General features: G+C 44.7%; 18 protein-coding genes. 2 read left to right on the top strand and 16 right to left on the bottom strand.

Features of this window, described 5'->3' with window-relative positions:
- Positions 1-32 precede the first annotated feature (32 nt).
- The 9 genes from PIL01S_RS01245 to PIL01S_RS01285 form a co-directional block, all read right to left on the bottom strand.
- Complete coding sequence (locus PIL01S_RS01245; protein ID WP_127535906.1) at positions 33-1751, bottom strand: ABC transporter ATP-binding protein; 1719 nt, start codon at positions 1749-1751, stop codon at positions 33-35.
- Positions 1752-1753: 2 nt separating this feature from the next.
- A complete protein-coding gene (locus PIL01S_RS01250; protein WP_174818653.1) occupies positions 1754-2116 on the bottom strand; it encodes a hypothetical protein in 363 nt (120 codons plus the stop codon).
- A 203-nt stretch (positions 2117-2319) separates the two neighbouring features.
- On the bottom strand, positions 2320-3774 hold the full coding sequence (locus tag PIL01S_RS01255; RefSeq protein WP_127535907.1) for an alpha/beta hydrolase family protein: 1455 nt from the start codon (positions 3772-3774) through the stop codon (positions 2320-2322).
- Between the two features lie 133 nt (positions 3775-3907).
- Entirely contained in the window at positions 3908-4891 is a 984-nt protein-coding gene (locus PIL01S_RS01260; protein ID WP_127535908.1) for an alpha/beta hydrolase, read from the bottom strand.
- A 203-nt stretch (positions 4892-5094) separates the two neighbouring features.
- Positions 5095-6465 (bottom strand): sensor histidine kinase, encoded by a 1371-nt coding sequence (locus PIL01S_RS01265; protein ID WP_127535909.1) that lies wholly within the window; start codon positions 6463-6465, stop codon positions 5095-5097.
- Positions 6462-7136 (bottom strand): response regulator transcription factor, encoded by a 675-nt coding sequence (locus PIL01S_RS01270; RefSeq protein ID WP_127535910.1) that lies wholly within the window; start codon positions 7134-7136, stop codon positions 6462-6464. Before PIL01S_RS01270 ends, PIL01S_RS01265 begins: the two co-directional genes overlap by 4 nt.
- Before the next feature lie 109 nt (positions 7137-7245).
- The gene (locus tag PIL01S_RS01275) at positions 7246-8013 is read right to left on the bottom strand and encodes a hypothetical protein (RefSeq protein ID WP_246058058.1); all 768 of its coding nucleotides are present in this window, start codon (positions 8011-8013) and stop codon (positions 7246-7248) included.
- 82 nt (positions 8014-8095) lie between these two features.
- Positions 8096-8734, bottom strand: coding sequence for an NAD(P)-dependent oxidoreductase (locus tag PIL01S_RS01280; protein ID WP_164764146.1), 639 nt, complete (start codon positions 8732-8734; stop codon positions 8096-8098).
- 30 nt (positions 8735-8764) lie between these two features.
- Positions 8765-9367, bottom strand: coding sequence for a TetR/AcrR family transcriptional regulator (locus PIL01S_RS01285; RefSeq protein WP_127535912.1), 603 nt, complete (start codon positions 9365-9367; stop codon positions 8765-8767).
- A 216-nt stretch (positions 9368-9583) separates the two neighbouring features.
- Here PIL01S_RS01285 and PIL01S_RS01290 point away from each other — a divergent pair, with 216 nt between their 5' ends.
- On the top strand, positions 9584-11089 hold the full coding sequence (locus PIL01S_RS01290; RefSeq protein ID WP_127535913.1) for a DHA2 family efflux MFS transporter permease subunit: 1506 nt from the start codon (positions 9584-9586) through the stop codon (positions 11087-11089).
- A gap of 93 nt (positions 11090-11182) precedes the next feature.
- Here PIL01S_RS01290 and PIL01S_RS01295 read toward each other — a convergent pair whose 3' ends face one another.
- From PIL01S_RS01295 to PIL01S_RS01310, 4 genes are all read right to left on the bottom strand, one after another.
- Entirely contained in the window at positions 11183-12415 is a 1233-nt protein-coding gene (locus PIL01S_RS01295) for a cytochrome P450 (protein ID WP_127535914.1), read from the bottom strand.
- Positions 12416-12663: 248 nt separating this feature from the next.
- The gene (locus tag PIL01S_RS01300) at positions 12664-13557 is read right to left on the bottom strand and encodes a TetR/AcrR family transcriptional regulator (RefSeq protein ID WP_127535915.1); all 894 of its coding nucleotides are present in this window, start codon (positions 13555-13557) and stop codon (positions 12664-12666) included.
- Between the two features lie 14 nt (positions 13558-13571).
- The gene (locus PIL01S_RS01305; protein ID WP_127535916.1) at positions 13572-13868 is read right to left on the bottom strand and encodes a hypothetical protein; all 297 of its coding nucleotides are present in this window, start codon (positions 13866-13868) and stop codon (positions 13572-13574) included.
- A gap of 22 nt (positions 13869-13890) precedes the next feature.
- Entirely contained in the window at positions 13891-15018 is a 1128-nt protein-coding gene (locus PIL01S_RS01310) for an NAD(P)/FAD-dependent oxidoreductase (RefSeq protein WP_127535917.1), read from the bottom strand.
- Between the two features lie 243 nt (positions 15019-15261).
- On the opposite strand from PIL01S_RS01310, the gene PIL01S_RS01315 reads away from it, so the two are divergent.
- The gene (locus tag PIL01S_RS01315) at positions 15262-16077 is read left to right on the top strand and encodes an AraC family transcriptional regulator (protein WP_127535918.1); all 816 of its coding nucleotides are present in this window, start codon (positions 15262-15264) and stop codon (positions 16075-16077) included.
- On the opposite strand, the gene PIL01S_RS01320 is transcribed toward PIL01S_RS01315, so the two are convergent.
- The 3 genes from PIL01S_RS01320 to PIL01S_RS01330 all read right to left on the bottom strand — a co-directional run bounded on the left by PIL01S_RS01320 (position 16074) and on the right by PIL01S_RS01330 (position 18658).
- Complete coding sequence (locus tag PIL01S_RS01320) at positions 16074-16715, bottom strand: HAD family hydrolase (RefSeq protein WP_127535919.1); 642 nt, start codon at positions 16713-16715, stop codon at positions 16074-16076. The genes PIL01S_RS01315 and PIL01S_RS01320 overlap by 4 nt on opposite strands.
- A 39-nt stretch (positions 16716-16754) precedes the next feature.
- Positions 16755-17348, bottom strand: a complete 594-nt coding sequence (locus PIL01S_RS01325; protein WP_127535920.1) for a DUF1349 domain-containing protein — start codon at positions 17346-17348, stop codon at positions 16755-16757.
- Between the two features lie 65 nt (positions 17349-17413).
- Positions 17414-18658 carry an MFS transporter gene (locus PIL01S_RS01330; RefSeq protein ID WP_127535921.1) on the bottom strand — a complete coding sequence of 415 codons (1245 nt, stop codon included), beginning with the start codon at positions 18656-18658 and terminating at the stop codon, positions 17414-17416.
- Positions 18659-18714: the final 56 nt, after the last annotated feature.

The raw sequence follows: 18714 nt of genomic DNA on the forward strand, positions 1-18714 counted from the left end.
AAATTGCGCGGTTCAGCCTCAAAAACCTTTTTCTATGAATGACTGTACTGCACCTGATGTAGTCGACTGTAGATCCCACCAGCTGCAACCAGCTCATCATGATTCCCCTGCTCGGCAATGCCATCCGCGTTCACGACCATGATGCGGTCCGCATTCTTGATGGTTGTCAGGCGGTGTGCAATGACCAGCGTAGTTCTGCCCACAGACAGTTCTGCGAGAGATTTCTGAATTAGAGCTTCCGTTTCCGTATCCAGAGCCGATGTAGCTTCGTCAAGGATCAGAATCGGTGGATTTTTCAGGAACATGCGGGCGATGGACAAACGCTGCTTCTGCCCTCCGGATAGCTTAACGCCACGTTCACCGATGATCGTATCGATGCCGTCCGGCAATGTGAGAAGTAACTCCTCCAGCGATGCCCGGCGGGCAGCATCCCAGATTTGCTCATCTGTTGCCGTGAGATCCCCATAGGCGATATTCTCCTTGATGGTTCCCGAGAACAGGAATACATCCTGCTGAACGATACCAATGTGCTTGCGAAGGGATTGCAGCTGCACATCCCGAACATCAACGCCATCCACCGTGATTCTTCCCTCTTCCACTTCGTAGAACCTTGGGAGCAGACTGCAGATGGTTGTTTTTCCTGCACCGGAAGGTCCAACGAATGCAACGGTTTCTCCCGGTTTTATAGACAGACTGATATTATTCAGTATACGGCGGCTGGATTCATAACCGAACGATACATTCTCGAAACGGATATCGCCCCGAACATGTTTCAGCTCAACTGCGTTTTTGGCATCCGCGATTTCAGGCTCCGTATCAATAATTTCCAGGTAACGCTTGAAGCCAGCAATTCCCTTCGGATAGCTCTCGATGACTGCGTTAATTTTCTCGATCGGACGGAAGAAGATGTTGGAGAGCAGCAGGAATGCCATGAAGTCACCCATATCGATTTTGCCGTCAATGAAGAACCATGCACCGCTAATCATCACAAATACAGTGACCAGTCTCATCATCATATAACTGACCGATATGCTCTTCGCCATCGTTTTATAAGCAAGCAGTTTGGTTTGACGAAAGTTTTCATTGTCAACGGAAAATAGTTTTTTCTCATGCTCTTCGTTCGCAAATGATTGAACGACACGAATTCCGCCCACGTTATCTTCGATCCGGGAATTGAAATTACCCACGTTGCCAAAAAGACGCCGATAGGTTTTAGTCATGCGGCCACCGAACACAATGATGACCCAGGCCATAATCGGAATGATAATAAATGTAATCAGTGCCAGTTCCAGATTAATATTCGCCATGAGCCAGAATGAACCAATCAATGTCATAACGGCGATGAAGACATCCTCCGGTCCATGGTGAGCAACCTCTCCGATATCATTCAGATCATTAGTTAAATGACCAATCAGATGGCCCGTTTTTCGATTATCAAAGAAACGGAAGGATAACTTCTGCAAGTGAGCGAACATTTTCTCACGCATGTTGGTCTCAATGTTGATACCGAGCATGTGACCCCAATATGTAACAACATAATTCAAGGCTGTATTAAGTGCATAAATGGACAACAATACAACACAAGCCAAGATAATGAGCGGCCAGTCCTGACCTGGCAATAATTCATTAATAAACTTGCTGACCGCAAGTGGAAATGCCAGTTCCAGCAGACCTGCGATAACTGCACATCCAAAATCAATGACAAACAGTTTCTTGTAAGGTCGATAATACGAAAAGAAACGACGAATCATTCTTATTCACTCTCCAAATCCTTATTAGGGCTCTCATCTTCATCTTGAAGCTCGAAGAGATGAATATATTCATCAATAACCTGGTCGATCGCTTTTAATTCACCACTAATCATCGGACGAATATGCTCATATTCCGCTTGACCCAGCTGTCTGGCCAAAGTCGTTCTTCGATTTTGCATTTGCTCCAGAAAAACCAGAATGCGGCCACGCCGAAACGTTTGCGCTCCGTTCCCCCGCTTACCGTGATGTTCACCATGTCCTCTGCCCCTTCTGGACCGTTCACCACGCTGCTCTTCTTCTCCGCGTCCACGTCCTGAACGCACATTTTGACGTTCTGCAGATTCATTTGCGTATGGTTCTCTCATTTAAAGAACACCTCCACATCGTATACATTTGTATACGATTTAATATGTATACGATTGTATACGTGATATGCGCATCTGTCAACCGTATTTTTCCAATTCGTACAAACAATCATGTAATTGTTTACAACCAAAAAAAGCCGCGATTACCGCGACTTGTTATTGGATTTTTTAAATTTTTGAAGGCATTTATGCGGTCATAACCGCTACAATTCTTGTGGATCTATAAACTTCACCTCTGGATACATGTCGCTCGGTCCCTGAAGCAGATTGCCACCGGTTCCTTTCAGCTGCTTATTAAAGAAATCGAGTACATATTGATTTACGATATTTGATCCTCTTTTACCATTGATGTCTCCTGTGATCCCGGACAGTTTAACCAGCTCCGAATAGAATTGAAGATCCGTGAAATTGAAGTGCTGGGTTCCTTCTATATAAATCACATTTCCCCCATGTTCGATAACATTTTTCATAATGTGCAGCTCATCTGAAAGAAATTTATTTACTTCGTTATCCGAATTTCTATCCTTTTCAAAATTGACTAACCAGTCTTTAAAACTTCCCGATCTGATGAACATAAACGGTTTGTTTATATCATCTCTATTTTCTACTTCATTCAGAGAGCCATCCATATTAACCCCGGCCTTAATTCGATGATCCAAATACGTTGCATTAAACGCCGTTGCACCCCCAAAAGAATGCCCCATCGCACCGACGTTATTTAAATCCATTTTCCCTTTGAATTGACTTTCAATTGCACCTGAATTCAGCTTTTCGATTTGATTGATCACAAACTCCACGTCTTTTGTCCATATATCCCCAATTTCTCTGCGGTCATCTATGGTTGTCATCTTTGTTGTATAGCCCGTTACACGGCCATCAGGAAAAAGGGTAGCAAAGGTGCTGTACGTATGATCGATTGTCACTACGATAAACCCATGACTGGCCAGATTCTCCGCCTGTGATGCTTGTAGAACTCTACTAGTTCCCATACCATGAGATAGCAGTACCACGGGATAAGGACTTTCAGAAGGTAATATTTCTACATTTTCATAAGAGTTGGTTTGACTATACTTCCAGTAGTCGAGCATAAATTCGGGCAGTTTTAAAGAAGTAGAGAAGCTCTGAATATACTTTTTGAACATTTCTTTATCTTTTGGAAACAGCGTGTCACGCTTGTTGTTATTCATGTTCTCAGTAGGATACCAGAATTGGACCATTAACTCCCTCTTGTCGCTCTGATCTTCAGTTAAGACTTCGTCTCTGTTCTGATCCGTAAAATGAAAGGTTTGAGTACCCACTTTCTCCGGACCATCCGGCTTCGGCAAATTAAAGACAGGTAAGTATACAGACAAGGCAGTAGATATCACAAGTAGAATGACGATTAAGGAAGATAGACTATATTTCAACAACTTCCCTATTTTTAGATTCACCATCTTTTCGGAATGTCTGAGTAAAACAATAAGTATGAATAGAGCCGTCATGATATATACCAAGAGCAACTGCCATCTGTATCCCTCAACCAAAAAATGAGCTACGAGTATGACGCTGCTTCCTATCCCCAAACCCAAGCCTGTTTTCTTTGCACTTCTTTTAATAAATAGTAGGTCTACGAGTAACGCGAAACAGGATAGAACTAAAAGTATCTCAAATAATCTCATGTTGAATGCCTCTCTCTTTCATCACGGACATCGTCCGAATTAGATATATTATGGAAAAGCCGCCCCGTAGGACGATTTCTCATATTCGTTCATACACACTTGTTAAGTTAAAGAGTGTACGTCTACACCACATTTACTTCGCTTCGTTCATAAAAGCTCTAACGTCTTCAGCAATTTTTTTGAATTGAGTATGATGTAAATAATGTGAACCATCCATTGTAATTACTTTCCCATGTACCGAATTTTTGATCTGTCCTTCATGCAGCGGGATCCATCCTTCTACCTCTTCATTATTTGCTTGTACAAAGAGAAGAAGTGGAAGATCTTCAGGGAAGGTTAAACCTTGAGCACCTTTAAAATTGGAATAAATATGCTCCATCTCGTTTAATGACGTGGGATTATACATGTTTTTATTCGAGATCATTTTCATCTGCTCAACCATGTGATCATCAAATGCCAGTCCCTCATAGGGGTCTGCACTCACTTTCATCATTAATCTTAAAAGACCTGTATTTCTAAGAAGAGCAAACGTTTTTAATGGGAACTTCGCATCTGTAATACTCGGTTGGGTGGAAACACTACTGTCAATACCGACAAAAGCAGTCACCTCATCGGGATATTTGTTCACATAATCAATGCTGTAAATGCCTGCAATAGAGTGACCCATGAGCATGTACTGATGAATATCAAGTTGTTGCAGAACTTCATGAACTTCACTTACGATATTCTCTGTGGTTCTTTCTTTTTCAGTTTCATCACTTAATCCATAACCGAATGGCTCAACAGCAACAACTTTGTAATAAGGAGATAATTCATCAATAAGTAACTTGAAATCAAGCGCTGGGGCAGCTGTTCCATAACCTGGCAGAAGCACAATCGTTTCCTTGCCTTCGCCTTGAATGAACACATTCATATTTTTCCCGTCTACAGATACGTGCTGACCGTAAGATTCTATCTTTTTCGCCTCTGAATTACGGCTAGTTACATTCGTGATATAAACAATGGATAGAAAAAGAACTATGGCGATCGCGATTGCAGCTATAATTTTAAGTAGAATGTTTCGCACTTTCCTTATCTTCAATTCCTTCCTCGTTTTCTTTTTCCATTGATGTGACATATCATCTTCTCCTATCATAATTTGTCCACTGCCAAGCAAGCCGCTATAGCAAGTCTAACTAACCAAAATGTCCTTACCGTGACGTCAATATGAACGGAGTATGAACCAAACAAAAAAATGCTACGGCCACATACAAGAGTACTTGTACGTTAGCCGCAGCATGGTGAAGCTTTATTGGGGCAACGGATGGACATTCTATAAATCTAACTATCGCTTGGTGTAGAGATTGGTAGAGTGACAATAAAGGTGGTTCCTTGCCCTGGTTCACTTTCCACCTGAATGTCACCTTGATGAAGCGATATAATCTGTTTGACGATGGCAAGTCCCATACCGCTACCATCATACTTACGGCTGTGGGAACGATCCGCCTTGAAAAAGCGCTCGAATATACGCTTCTGATCTTTCAGGGGAATACCTATGCCCGTGTCGGATATATGGACAGTCACGTTCTTGATATCCCGGATCATGCTGACGGTAATCACTCCGCCATCTTCAGAAAATTTGATGCCATTACTGAGGATATTCGTCCATACCTGATTCAACTGATCATGGTCAGCCATGACTTTAACGTCCTCTAGATCAAGCTCAAAATGAATGTTACGAGCAGACCATTGTGGTTGGAGCGCCACAATCACCCGTCTGATCTGTTCATCCAGGCTAAACGTAAGTAGCCGCAGCTGCTGTGACTGAGATTCCAGCATGCTCAGTTTAAGCAGGTTATCACTCATTTTGGACATCCGCTTGGCCTCAGAGATAATAATGTCAAGATAACGACTTCGCTCGTGATCTGTGAGATTAACTTGCTTGATAGCTTGAGCGTAACCTGATATCGAAGTAAGAGGAGATTGAACCTCATGCGACACATTAGTTACAAATTCCCTACGCATCTGCTCCAGGTGCTGCAAATCGTGCATCATCTCTTCGAAGCTGCGAGCCAATGTCCCCAGTTCACTCGTTTGCTTGATATTCAGCTTAACGCTGAAATCGCCAGCTGCAATCCGTTTGGTCGCTTTGGTCAACTTTTTGATCGGTCTCACCAGAAATATAGAGGCAACCAGAATCAGCAAACTTCCTGTAATCAACGAGGAGGTTGCGAAGATCAATGCCCATTTGGCCACAAAAGAAGCGGCAGGCGGTGAAAGTGTTTCCAGGAACATCGCTTTTGTTCCCATGTCCGTCTTGATAGGCAAGCCCAGAAGAACTGTGGCTATACCGTTTGGCGTATCCTGAACAACACCTCCATCTATTACCTTTTTAAGCTGTTCTTTTGTTACCGCAACAGACTTATGTTGGTTACCCTTTCCATAAGATTGGAACTGACCTGTTGCTTCATAAATTCGAATATAGTAAGAATCGAGTTGCTTCATTCCACTTACGAAAGACTCCGCTTCCTCCGGCGGAAGGGTTTCGTAGATCTGCACGACATCTTGGCCGAAGTTGCGTATGTTGATGTGAGCATTCTCGTTCAGTTGATCTTCAAAAATCCAGGTAGACATAAAAAAAGAAATAACGGTTCCTGCGATGACGGAGACCAGGAAGGTAAGGACCACACGGATATATAAAGATCTCATCACTCGTAAACCTCAAGCCGATAACCAAGACCACGAACTGTTTCAATTCGAAAATCCGTTGAAGCCATAAATCTTTCCCGCAAGCGTTTAATATGTACATCAATCGTTCGATCATCTCCGGCATAATCAATTCCCCAAATTTGATCGATCAGTTGTTCTCGCGTATACACCTGTCCAGGTGTTCCCGCAAGTTTGTATAGAAGCTCGAATTCCTTCAGCGGCAGCGTAAGAGATTCCGTGCCATTCATGATTTTATAGGTTTGCTTATCTAATATGAGCTTGCCCAGCTGAATCGTTTGTGTTGAACCGATCCGGTAGCGCTTCAGCAGTGCTCTAACGCGAACCGTCAATTCCAGCGGATCAAACGGCTTGGTCAGATAATCATCTGTTCCCAGTTCAAAACCCTTGACCTTCTCCCATGTTTCACCTCGTGCAGTCAACATAAGCAAGGGAAGGTCAGGACTTGCCCTGCGCAGTTCCTTGCATAATGTCCAACCATCCATAACTGGCATCATAATGTCTAGCACAACCAGATCCACAGGTGTCGATGCATACACGGCCAAGGCCTCCTTGCCATCTGCAGCTTCTACCGTGGTGAATCCGTCATTTTTCAAAAATAAACAGACAAGTTCGCGAATGTTCGCATCATCGTCAGCAACAAGTATTGTCGGCATGTGCTTCTCCTTTTCCTCCAATGCAATCTAAGTAGTCTTAACCATTATACTATTAATTTACTTGGTTGACCCCCTGTGTGATGTTTATCCAGACTGCTGCTGGAGACTCTCATTGCTTTTCATAGGCAGGAGAAGTTGTATGGAGGTTGCTCAATCTATATTGCATGTCTGCCTTGTTCTGTTGAAATTGTTTGAGCCGATAACCGTTAGCACCGGACGGATGGGGGAAGCCCCATAATATCCTTGTCTCACGTATTCGTTTCTCCTCAAGCAATTGACGAAGCACAGCTTCAACTGACTTCCCAAGCGGAATAACTAAGGGTTCGTCCAGTTGACTCCACTCAGGCAGAAAAGACCCAAGTACAGCATCATATAGAAAAGGATTGTGGGTAATGGCAGGTTGATGTCCCGTATAATTTTGCTGCTTCACTAAGATTGGATACCGAATCAGGGAAGTGGTGTGCAGAAGCGAGCACTCCGAATCAAAAAGCATACTCACATGACGTACATTTAAAAATTGATGCAGGCCTATCTCCTGAAGCATTTGGATTACGTTTGTTCGCATGACTCCAGCCATTCTGGCAGCAAACTTTGCTTCCTGACAGGCTGTTTCGTAGGTTGCCTGATGCTTCAAGGCTTGGATAGCTGTGCGATAAGCAATCTCCATCTGCTGCCAACCGGGTGTAATGCCAACAAGCATGACTTTGGCGGAGGAATTGATATAGTCATTATGCGGAGAATAGTACATCTCAATGTTTCCTGCTGCTCCCAATTTCAGATCATTAATTAACAGATCCGCTTTTGTGTACCTCTGTTTCAGGGGAAGTGACTTCATGAACTCAATCAGACGTTTATGTTGGATAGAATCTATTAGCAAAACGTTCCCTCCTCGCCTTCTAGCATTTTGTCATTTGAAAAAAACCGCCCATGGGCGGTCTTGTAATGGTGTCCGGGATGACCTACTCTGTAACCAAGACGGCTTTACGATCATACGTGCTATCGTTCACATGTTTAAGCATAAAATCAGCCAAATTGGCTCGCGACAGCTTGAGTTTCCGAGACTTGTCCGGGTGGATCTCCGCTTCGTGAATATACTTTCCATTATAACGATCCATAGTGAGCATGGGAGGTTGAACGAGTATCCAATTCAGCTTGCTGCTGGTTACGAGGTTGTCCTTGTCCAGGTGATCGCGAAGCAGATTGGTCATGACGTTCGGGATGACATATTTATATAAGAAACCGAGCTTACCGGTCTCTTTGTGAGTACCAATAAACGACACATGAATCAATTTGCCTGCTATGTTGTTTTCCATCGCCTGGATGATGTTTTTCAGGGCATCGATAAGAACGAGATCTCTTTTGAACATGCTCTTCGCACCAAGCACCGAAAAGACTGCGTCAAATTTTTCTTTTTTCAGGACATGATCGACATCCGTATACTGGGTTACTTCTCCCTGTACAACCTTTAATTTCGGATCAGAAATGCCCAGTTTGGAAGGATTGCGGACAAAAGCAGTTACGGTATGCCCTTCATCAAGTGCACTCAGCAGCAGCTCCTTGCCCGTTCTTCCAGTCGCTCCAAATATGATGATGTTCATGCGTCTCACATCCATTCTTTGTTGTTTTTTTTACATGAGTCCTTTGTACGAATACGAGCGAATCAATGAGAATTGTTTGGCCAGAAAATGTGGGGCATAAGGCATGTCATTACGAAGCCAAGCCACAATGGTTCCGATCAGTGCCGAAGAGCTGTACCAAATCGCAATTTCCTTATGGATGCCTGCCTGTGCAAACACACTTTCCATTTCCAACTTTTCTATTTTCTCTGTAATGAGTCTGGTTAACAATTTCAACAACCGTTCAGTGAAAATAGGCGTACGTTTGGATGCGAGCACCACCCGATAGAATTTGGGATGATCGGCAAAATGCTCAAGCACTTTCACCAGAACCGGCCAGGCCTCCTCTGTCTCATTATTGTCAAACCGGTGATACTGATCTACGATCCGTTCAATATGTTCATTCATCTCGTCCGCCATCTTCTCCATCATATCCGTAATATCACGATAATGAAGATAGAAGGTTACCCGGTTAATGGTTGCACGTTCGGCAATCCGGTTCACCGTTAATTTTTCGATATCCACTTCCTGCAGCAGATCTACGAAGGCATCCCGGATGAGCTGCCTTGTCCGGAGTATTCGCGGATCGGTAGCGGACTTGTTATCGTTTTTCATTCTATTCACTCCTTCAATTTGAGAAAATTACAATTTTAAATAATGAGTCGTTTTTTTTCTAAATAAGCTACAAATTTATTGATTCTGTAAAATAAGCAACGAAAATAGCCAGAAGTGTAAATTGTAATCTGCGGGAATATGTATATAATTCAATAAATACAATGTAAACTATACAACACGTTGTAAATTTAGTCACGTGTAGATTGAAAGGATGGAATGGACTTGCGTCAGGCTCGATTAGATGATGAGAAAAACATCAAAAAAGGTCCCATACTGTTTGTCATGATTCTGGGTGCATTTCTGGCCACATTGAATCAAACCCTAATGAGTGTTGCCACTCCGGAGTTGATGGGTGATTTCAATATCTCCGCTACAACTGCGCAATGGCTAACCACCGGCTACATGCTGGTAAATGGAGTACTTATTCCAATTACTGCGTATTTCATGCAGCGCTTCTCGACAAGGCAGCTCTTTCAGGCTTCCATGTTCATTTTCTTGATCGGTACGATCATATCGGCATTAGCCACCAACTTCGGTACACTGCTTACAGGTCGTATGGTGCAGGCTGCTGGAGCAGGTATTATCATGCCGCTGCTGATGCATGTCATTCTCACATTGTTCTCCCCTGAGAAACGAGGAGCTGCCATGGGGATGGTCGGCTTCGCAGTCATTTTCGCCCCGGCAATCGGGCCTACCCTCGCTGGATACGTGCTCGAGAACTATTCGTGGCAAACGATGTTTTACGGCATGATCCCATTGACGGTCATTGTTATCGGATGTGCATTTATCTATCTGAAAAATGTATCGGAGCGCATTGACACCAAATTCGATACGCTTAGTGTCACATTATCGACCATTGGTTTTGGTGCACTGCTGTATGGTTTCAGCCGCGCAGGAAGCCTGGGATGGTCCAGTGCGGAAGTGCTCATCTGTCTTGCGGCAGGAATCGTGGCCCTCGCCTTGTTCACTTGGCGTCAGCTCGTTTCTGCAACCCCGCTGCTCGACCTTCGTGCGTTCAAGTATAATATGTTCTCCTTGACCACGATCATTAATATCGCAATTACGATGATCATGTATGCAGACATGATGCTGCTGCCTCTGTATCTTCAAAATGCACGTGGTTACACCGCACTTGAATCCGGATTATTGCTGCTTCCAGGCGCTCTCGTCATGGGATTCCTGATGCCGGTAACCGGACGTTTATTCGACCGCTTCGGAGCGAAATGGCTTGCCATCATCGGTATGGTAATCACAATCGTAACGACGATTGGCTTTATCGATCTGACCGATTCGACCAGCTACACTTACTTGGTTCTGATGTCTACTGGACGCCGGATTGGTATGGCTCTGCTCATGATGCCAATTCAAACAGCAGGTCTGAACCAGCTGCCACCAAGACTCGGTCCTCATGGTACAGCCATCTCCAATACGGTCAGACAAGTCGCTGGCGCGGTCGGTACTTCATTGCTCGTGAGTGTCATGACCAGTCGTACATCGACACATGTACAGGATATGATCGCAAGTGGTGCTGCGAACGGCTTGTCCCGGGAACAATTGGCGATGGAATCCATGATTCAGGGAATCAACGACGCTTATGTCGTTATTATCGGCATAGCGGTAGTAGGGCTCGCACTTTCCTTCTTCATCAAACGTACGAAGCAGGCAACCGAAGAAGAAGTCAAAATGCCTGTTAGACAGAAAGTTTCCATGAATTCGAACTAAATTGGGAATGATAGCAAACAAAAAAAGCGGCAGATCAGGACGAACTTCATGTCCTGTCTGTCGCTTTTCACTTGAATTATCATTAGCCTTGCCTTATTCGAACATCTTCAGCGGTAAATGCGTCAAAGACTGTCCTGGAGCAGAAGTGGACAGATTTTGTTCAAGTTCAAACGTGTCCACAGCTTCGATACGATCAACCTTCTCCACAAAGGCAGTTAATACAAGAGTTAGCTCCATTCTTGCCAGCGGTGCCCCGAGACAAAAGTGCGGACCATTGCCAAAAGTGAGATGTTTTTTATTGTTGCGACGGTGAATGTCAATTTCAAACGGGTTATCGAACATTCGCTCGTCCATATTCGCCGCGCTCATCCAGGAGATGACGACATCCCCTTTTTTCAGATCAACACCAAGCAGCTGGTTGTCCTTCTTGACGGTTCGATGTCTTTTCGCATTATGGAATCGGTATCGTAGCATTTCTTCCACAGCAAGCGGAACCAGTTCCGGGTTCTGTCTTAACTGGCTGTATAGATTCCCCTCGTCGTACAAAAAAGAATAAAATGTGCTTGAAACCATATGGCTTGTCGTTTCTATGCCAGCACCAAGCAGGAGCATCGTTGTCCGAACGACTTCATCTTCCGTAAATTTCTCTCCCTCAACGTCGACATTCAACAAATCGGTAATAATATCTTCTCCGGGATTCTCCCGCTTCTTCACTACAAGTGGATACAGAAATTGATAATACTCCTGAGCAGCAGCCTGTTTCTTTATTTCACTTTCTTGTGCGTTCTCTTCAGTGGTAGGTTGGAACAGGATGTCCACCCAGCTCTTAAACCGGTGGCTGTCCGTCAGCGGAATCCCGAGCAAGTCCGCCATGACCATGGCAGGCAATGGAGCGGCAAGCTTCTCGACGATATCTATAGTTGCATTAAACTCAAGGTCGTCCACCAGCTGCTTCGCAATATTGCGTATTCGAGGTTCCCAGTTTTTGAGACTGCGGGGTGTAAAGGCTGCAGATAACAATGAGCGGCTTTTTTGATGTCTTGGCGGGTCAATACTTGAAATGTTTAATTTGTCCGGGGGTGTGCCTTCCTTGTTTTTCGCCCCAACAGCTATGGTTGTTCGGGTTCCCTCAGCGGAAAAATATTCATGATTGCTTAGAACCTGTTTAACATCATCATACCTGAATACATTCCAGGTATCGGTATCCTCATGGTAGTGCACTGGGCTTTCGGACAACATTTTTTGATACCATTGGATGGGAAAAAACTCCTCGGATCTGGATTGAAATTTGGTGATATCCTCAACTCGAATCACTTCTTTGTACATGCTGACGCCACCTCCTGGAATATTTTTTGTTTGAATGCTAGTCGTGTCAAAGGTTCTTGCTTGGAATATCGTAAAGGCCACTCCTCCTTCTTCGGTACATGAATTGACAGTTCAGCACCTAGTTAAATTTTATACAATTCGTCTATTTTATAATATAAACCATTTGAACTAAATTAAAAAACCCTCTATATAAGAGGGTTTAAATTATACGATTCGTATATTAAGTAGTTTGATGTGTTGTTTACCAGCTATTTTGCAGTCTTGATCATTCCATTCATTTCAATAAACCACCAGCATGACTGAGCAATCGTTCTGGATTGCACCTGTTCAGATCCGGAATCAAAAGCAGCTTGAAAGGCTGTTAATGTAATCCTCAGCATTGAAAAATTAAGCGTATCTTCCCGAAACAGGGACCATAGTCCTTGGGTTAATTCTTTGGCCTGGATGGATACGTGCGATTTCTGAATAGATCGATTGAACTTCTCCAGCTCAGCAAGCAGATGTTGCTTATCCGGTACAGTCTGCTTGAATTCAGGATCGATAACAGCCAGATTTGCTGCATCAATCATATGCTCCTGCTTGTCCACCATGTTTCTAAGAAGAACCTCGGTATAGTTCAGAAGCTTCGGCACAAGTGCTCTCCAGTGAGGCTGGTTCAGATGGAAGTTTCTCCACGTATTCGAGATCTGGTGAACCATCCCGAAACAAAAAATGGCCCCTTCGCAGGCATACGGCCTTACCTCTTCACCAAATAACTGCACAAGTCGTCCAGCAAGCCAGTTCAACTGGATTCGTGTGAGATTTTCAACATCAAATTCCCCTGAATAAAATCCTGTCCAGAACAACTCAACCACTCGCTGTTTGTCCGGGGATATCATCGGGACCACGATCTGTTCTACCAGCAAGTCAAAGTCAGAGTTATGATTTTGTGCCTCGAGTTCCTGACGAATCATCATATCTTCCTGGATTCGCTGCTCAAGGATCGCAAGAACACAATCATCCTTTGAACTGAAAAATTTATAAAATGTGCCTTTCGATACACCTGAATGATCAAGAATCATCTGGATCGTTGTATTAGACACGCCATTTTTCTCAAAAAGCATAAGTGCCGTGTCCAATAGCAGTTGTTTTCGTTTATTCATTAGGTAAGGACCTCTCAATCTGCCAACTTCTCCATATCATCCTGCAATTGAATTAGCCGTGTACGGATTGCTTCCATACGACTCTTCACTTCGGCTATTTGAATCTGCAGTTTTAGCTCCCTGTCGGTGTCCCGTGGTGAAATGGAACTTGATTCATTCTCAAGAGACGTCCTGAGCTGATTCAGTTCAGACTCGTATATGATCTGCTGCCCTTCGGTTTGTTTCAATTCCTCCTCCGCTGCACCGATCTGATACTCCAGATAGGATATATCGGACGAGCTAGCTTGGGTTAATCGCTGTGAATAGGTCATGGTTCACCTCCACTTTTCCTTTTTAGAATGCATCCATCGCTTTGGCAAGATCATATGGCTGAATATCAATATCCAGCTCCTGATTCAGAGCCAGCTTCGCTAACTGGCTGCCGATAAAGGGGCCCATCGTTAAGCCTGAAGCACCAAGTCCGTTGGCTGTGATCAGTCCCTTCCATCCAGGAACAGATCCCATTACCGGAAGAAAACCTGGCGTGAACGGCCGGAATCCAACTCTTACCTCCTGAAACGTGCTGTTCGACAAACCTGGTGCGAGCTCCAGTCCTTTATTCAAAATTTCCTGCATACCGCCCGGCGTGATTCTGGTATCGTAACCTTCAATTTCATTCTCATGTGTGGCTCCGATCACGATTTTGTGCTCGCCAAAAGCCAAAAGATATTGATCAGAAGGTGGCATAACTACAGGCCAACTTCCTGTCTCTTCCTGATCGGATACCTGCAAATGCATAATTTGTGCTTTTTGGTAATGAACCTTAAAGTGAATACCCAAAGGCTTCATGATCGAATTGGCCCATGCACCGGCACATACGATCACTTCATCCGCCAGGAAACGCTCACGATCAACCAACACTCCTGTTACCCGCTCAGAATCGAATAAAAGAGCAGCATCCCCATGAATGAGGACGGCTCCATTCCGCTGCGCGGATCGAATTAAGGCATCTCGCAGGGCACGACCATCTATGCGCGCTGCGCCGCTAATGTATACCGAATGATATTGTTGATCCAACAACGGAAACCGTGCATGCGTTTCTTCTTCGTTAAGCCTTGTAATATCCCCAACTTCCGGTGCATCTGCTCTTCGAAGATGAGCACGCTCCTCCATTTTGCCGATCTTTTCGATATCCGAATGAATACTCAATGCCCCCACTCGGGCATATCCGGTTTCGGATTCTCCCTCGCTTTGCAGTTCTTCAATGAGTCCGGGGTAAAAGCGTGCACCGGCCTTGGCAAGCTGGTACCAATCCTGATTACGCCTTTGCGACAACCACGGGCAGATGATACCTGCGGCAGCATCCGTAGCTTGTCCGATATCACCACGATCCACAAGGATGACTTCCGCACCCCTTTTTGCTAATTGATAGGCTGTCGAAGCCCCCAGTATTCCTGATCCTACTACGATGACTTTCTTCATGCTTGCATCCCTTTCCTCTATCACTGCTTCCATTATAGCGTATACTGTTTCGCATCCGATTAGCAAGAGATGCCCATTTCAGTACGCCAAACTAAAAGGTTTTCGATCTCTGTTTCAATGTTGCAATCGTGTCGTTTAAAATAATGTTAATTATGTAATATAATCCTAATTAGGTTTCTTTTAACGCTGTATCCGCGCCATTAATGCACAAGATCCTTTAACGAAAAGAGGAATAACTCAACGATGCCGAAACCTAGCATGGAGAATCCGCTGGATGCCGATATGCCACTAATGATTACAGGGCAGATCCAGATGAATGCTGATGAATTCAAGCATTGGAGCGACCATTCACGGGATTACACCATTGTACAATGCATCGGAGGAACCGGGCGTATCGCAGCCAAGAATCATGAATTCCTGATCCGTGAAGGAACTGCTCTTATTATGTTCCCTGAAGTTACCTATCGTTATCACAATCTGAGTGATTCATTGTTGTTTGATTGTCTTACGTTTAATGGCTATTTGTTGCCCCGTTTCCTGCATACCTTGCAGATCGGGGAGCTGCGCGCCTTCAAGCCGGATGGAATGCTTCATATCCTGCTGCATGAAATAACACTGGCGCTGCAGTCCCGGCACAAGGATCAGATCTGGCACGTATCCGCATTGCTCTACATGCTTTTGGTCAGATTGACGATCGAAGGAGATCGTTATGGTGCTTATGAACGCTCCGATGCACGCCTAAAGCTTGGCGGACTCGTTACTTTTATCAAACAGAATTATCATGAGGATATCTCGCTTTCCATGCTGGCCCAGCAGATGAACGTCACCGAACAGCACTTAAACCGGATATTCAAGAAAGAATTTCAAATGACTCCACTTGAGTACCTGACACGATATCGTCTGCTGAAAGCCAAGGAAATGCTCATCCAGAATGATGCCATTACCGCTCATGATATTGCCAAAGCAGTCGGTTTCAACAGTGCCAGTTACTTTGGTTCCGTATTCAAGAAATACGAAGGAATCTCTCCGATTGAGTTACGCAAGCAATACCTGGGTTAGAGAATGTCCACATCGATCTCAGCCAGCGAGGATAACCGCAGATCATGCAGCTGGAACTCCAGATCACGAGTTACCTCGTTCGGCACAATGACACAGCGAATCCCCGCAGCCTTGGCTGCTTTTAGCCCATTAGGCGAATCTTCAAAAACAACCGCTTCCGAAGCCTCAATTCCCAGACTGTGCAGAGCCAGAAGATATAATTCCGGATCTGGCTTGACCCGCTTGACATCCTCAGCCGTGTGAATGACGGCAAATTGTTCGAATATACCCAGCTTGTGCAAATAACCATGCACCCAATCGCGCGTGGAGCTTGAAGCGACGGCAAGCTGAATCCCTTTCTCTCGGGCTGACTGAAGTAATTCGTGCACTCCTGGCAGGATCGTTGCCTGTCCCAGGTAAGATGTATATTTCTGTTCCGATAACAGCTTGATCTGATCATGATCAATCGATTTTTGCAGTGCCTGTTCCAAGTACAGAAACGGATGAAACTCTTCGAAATCCGTTCCCACATTTTTGGACCAGAGATCCAGTCCCAGTTCAATTCCATGCTCCTGGTAAATATCCCGGAAGGCATAATACCAGGGCGTCTCCGTGTCCAGGATCAGTCCGTCAAAATCCAATATAAAGGCTTTTATCATTAACCTCTTCTCCCTCCATTAATCGGCAGGGGAAACGGCTTAGAAGCGTGCAGTCAAGTCAGGGCTTGTAACTTCCAACGACAAAAAGCGGCAGGTACAACCTGTTCCCGTTGGTGACTGTGCAACCACGCCAGCCTGAATCTCCCCCTGAAGCGGCATGCCGAAGTAGCGAATTAGTTTCCACTCTTTCCCATCAGGTGAATAAAAAAATGAAAAGCAGCCCTCCACCTTGCGAATGCGCAGGTATGGATCGGGTACGGGAACTTCAACCGAATTGCAATCATCAGATGAACCGTCCCGGGTAACCACCGATACAATGGTTGCCGCATTCCCGTCATACTCAAAACAAAGCTTGCACCAGTTGCGTTCATCTGCCATGACCATCAGACATCCGGAGTCATACTGGTGTTTCATGTCCACGGTTAATTGGGTGGTCAGTTCAAAATCACCTGGAACAGGGATCGCCAGAAATGGTGCGGATGCACGGACGTTAATGCCCGCGGGGTCCTGGAAAAAGTCTGTATCTGCCTGAGCCTCCACAATAAGTACACCCTCTTCTGTGTAGGACCAGTTTACAGGTTCATTCATCCACTTCATTTGGCTTCGCTTTTCTGTTGCAAATACGTTAGACATCTCGTAACCTCCCAAGTTTGTTTTCTGTATTACATATTCTTCCGATATACAGAAAACCCCTTCTCCTACATATTTTTGTAAGTTTCGATCACTTGGGTATGTTTCTGTGGATCAGGCAGGAATAACATAATGACCATCAGGATAACGTACAGTGCAAGAATGACGCTGAACAAAAGTACGGGATGATGATGGTACAGCAACCCTGTTAGGTAACCTGATGGAATGGCAGTGAGTGTCATAACCGTCTGTACGGCAGAGAACATATCGGCTTTTTCATGTGTGCCCAGTCTGTTCATGAGCAGGGAATCCCGGTACGTCTGCAAAATAAAATTACCAGCTGCAAGCACAATCAGGGTCAGGAACAGCATCGCTATGTTTCCAACAGGTATCAACAGAAACAGCACGGCTCCGATTGTACTTAATATGATGGAAAACCCTACATACTTCTCCTCTGATCGTTGTTTCAGGCGTGGAATGATGACCAGATACAGCAGCATGACTGTTAATGCCGTCACTACCGGGATAAACGAAATCACACGATCATCAAACTTGAGCTGTTCCTTGAAGAAGATGACCTGAAAAAAGTTCAGCTGCAGAATCAGATTGGAAAGCACGGTAATCAATATGATCGGAAAAAGTCTTCGTTTATAAAACGATCTGCCGAACAGTCGCAAACTTGAAGCAAGACTGTGCAGCACCCTCGTTTGACTATGCATGCCCATCAGCTCTTTTCCAACCTCGGTTTCATCGGTATACCGGTTGCGAATGAAGAACATCGCGGTCATCAGAATTCCTCCGACGAAATAGATGCTGGCCAGCGTTGGCACAATACCAACATCGGCAATAACTACGCCGGCAATCGGCGTTAATACCCCCGCTGCCGTGATAATCATGTTAAGAATGCCGAACACTCTGGATCGCTTATGTTCCTCGACATCCTCAATGATCAGACAGTTGAAGGATACCGTCACGAATTTTGAGGTGGCATTCAGAAGATAAGCAATTAGAAACAGCCAGAAATTATGAGAAAACGCCCAGATGAACATCGGAATACTCCACGCAACCAGATCAAAGATCAGCGTCGTCCGTTTCCGGCCCAGCTTGTTCGTAATTGAACCGGCAAACAATTGAAATATAAAGGCAAAATATAGATTTACCGAATTGATCAAACCGATTTCGATGTCCGAAAGTCCGGCTTCCTTCATATATAAAGGAGCATAAAACAGGACAATTGTGCCCGGGATGGCCCATACCGGTTCAAGTAAAATGGAATACCGTGGGTTTCTCGGCAAATCCTGAAGCAGCTTCACTCCACATCCCCCTCTTTCTGCGGACCTTGCCGCTGCGGATGGTTATGCATCGCAGC

The organism is Paenibacillus illinoisensis NBRC 15959, from assembly GCF_004000925.1.
In the GTDB taxonomy this organism is placed as follows: domain Bacteria; phylum Bacillota; class Bacilli; order Paenibacillales; family Paenibacillaceae; genus Paenibacillus; species Paenibacillus illinoisensis.

Bases quoted from the DNA above. Each gene is read 5' to 3' on its own strand.
- PIL01S_RS01295 (WP_127535914.1), bottom strand. From the start codon at position 12,415: ATGTACAAAGAAGTGATTCGAGTTGAGGATATCACCAAATTTCAATCC.
- PIL01S_RS01310 (WP_127535917.1), bottom strand. From the start codon at position 15,018: ATGAAGAAAGTCATCGTAGTAGGATCAGGAATACTGGGGGCTTCGACA.
- PIL01S_RS01250 (WP_174818653.1), bottom strand. From the start codon at position 2,116: ATGAGAGAACCATACGCAAATGAATCTGCAGAACGTCAAAATGTGCGT.
- PIL01S_RS01290 (WP_127535913.1), top strand. From the start codon at position 9,584: ATGGACTTGCGTCAGGCTCGATTAGATGATGAGAAAAACATCAAAAAA.
- PIL01S_RS01315 (WP_127535918.1), top strand. From the start codon at position 15,262: ATGCCGAAACCTAGCATGGAGAATCCGCTGGATGCCGATATGCCACTA.
- PIL01S_RS01305 (WP_127535916.1), bottom strand. From the start codon at position 13,868: ATGACCTATTCACAGCGATTAACCCAAGCTAGCTCGTCCGATATATCC.
- PIL01S_RS01270 (WP_127535910.1), bottom strand. From the start codon at position 7,136: ATGCCGACAATACTTGTTGCTGACGATGATGCGAACATTCGCGAACTT.
- PIL01S_RS01325 (WP_127535920.1), bottom strand. From the start codon at position 17,348: ATGTCTAACGTATTTGCAACAGAAAAGCGAAGCCAAATGAAGTGGATG.
- PIL01S_RS01285 (WP_127535912.1), bottom strand. From the start codon at position 9,367: ATGAAAAACGATAACAAGTCCGCTACCGATCCGCGAATACTCCGGACA.
- PIL01S_RS01260 (WP_127535908.1), bottom strand. From the start codon at position 4,891: ATGTCACATCAATGGAAAAAGAAAACGAGGAAGGAATTGAAGATAAGG.
- PIL01S_RS01245 (WP_127535906.1), bottom strand. From the start codon at position 1,751: ATGATTCGTCGTTTCTTTTCGTATTATCGACCTTACAAGAAACTGTTT.
- PIL01S_RS01280 (WP_164764146.1), bottom strand. From the start codon at position 8,734: ATGAACATCATCATATTTGGAGCGACTGGAAGAACGGGCAAGGAGCTG.
- PIL01S_RS01300 (WP_127535915.1), bottom strand. From the start codon at position 13,557: ATGAATAAACGAAAACAACTGCTATTGGACACGGCACTTATGCTTTTT.
- PIL01S_RS01320 (WP_127535919.1), bottom strand. From the start codon at position 16,715: ATGATAAAAGCCTTTATATTGGATTTTGACGGACTGATCCTGGACACG.
- PIL01S_RS01255 (WP_127535907.1), bottom strand. From the start codon at position 3,774: ATGAGATTATTTGAGATACTTTTAGTTCTATCCTGTTTCGCGTTACTC.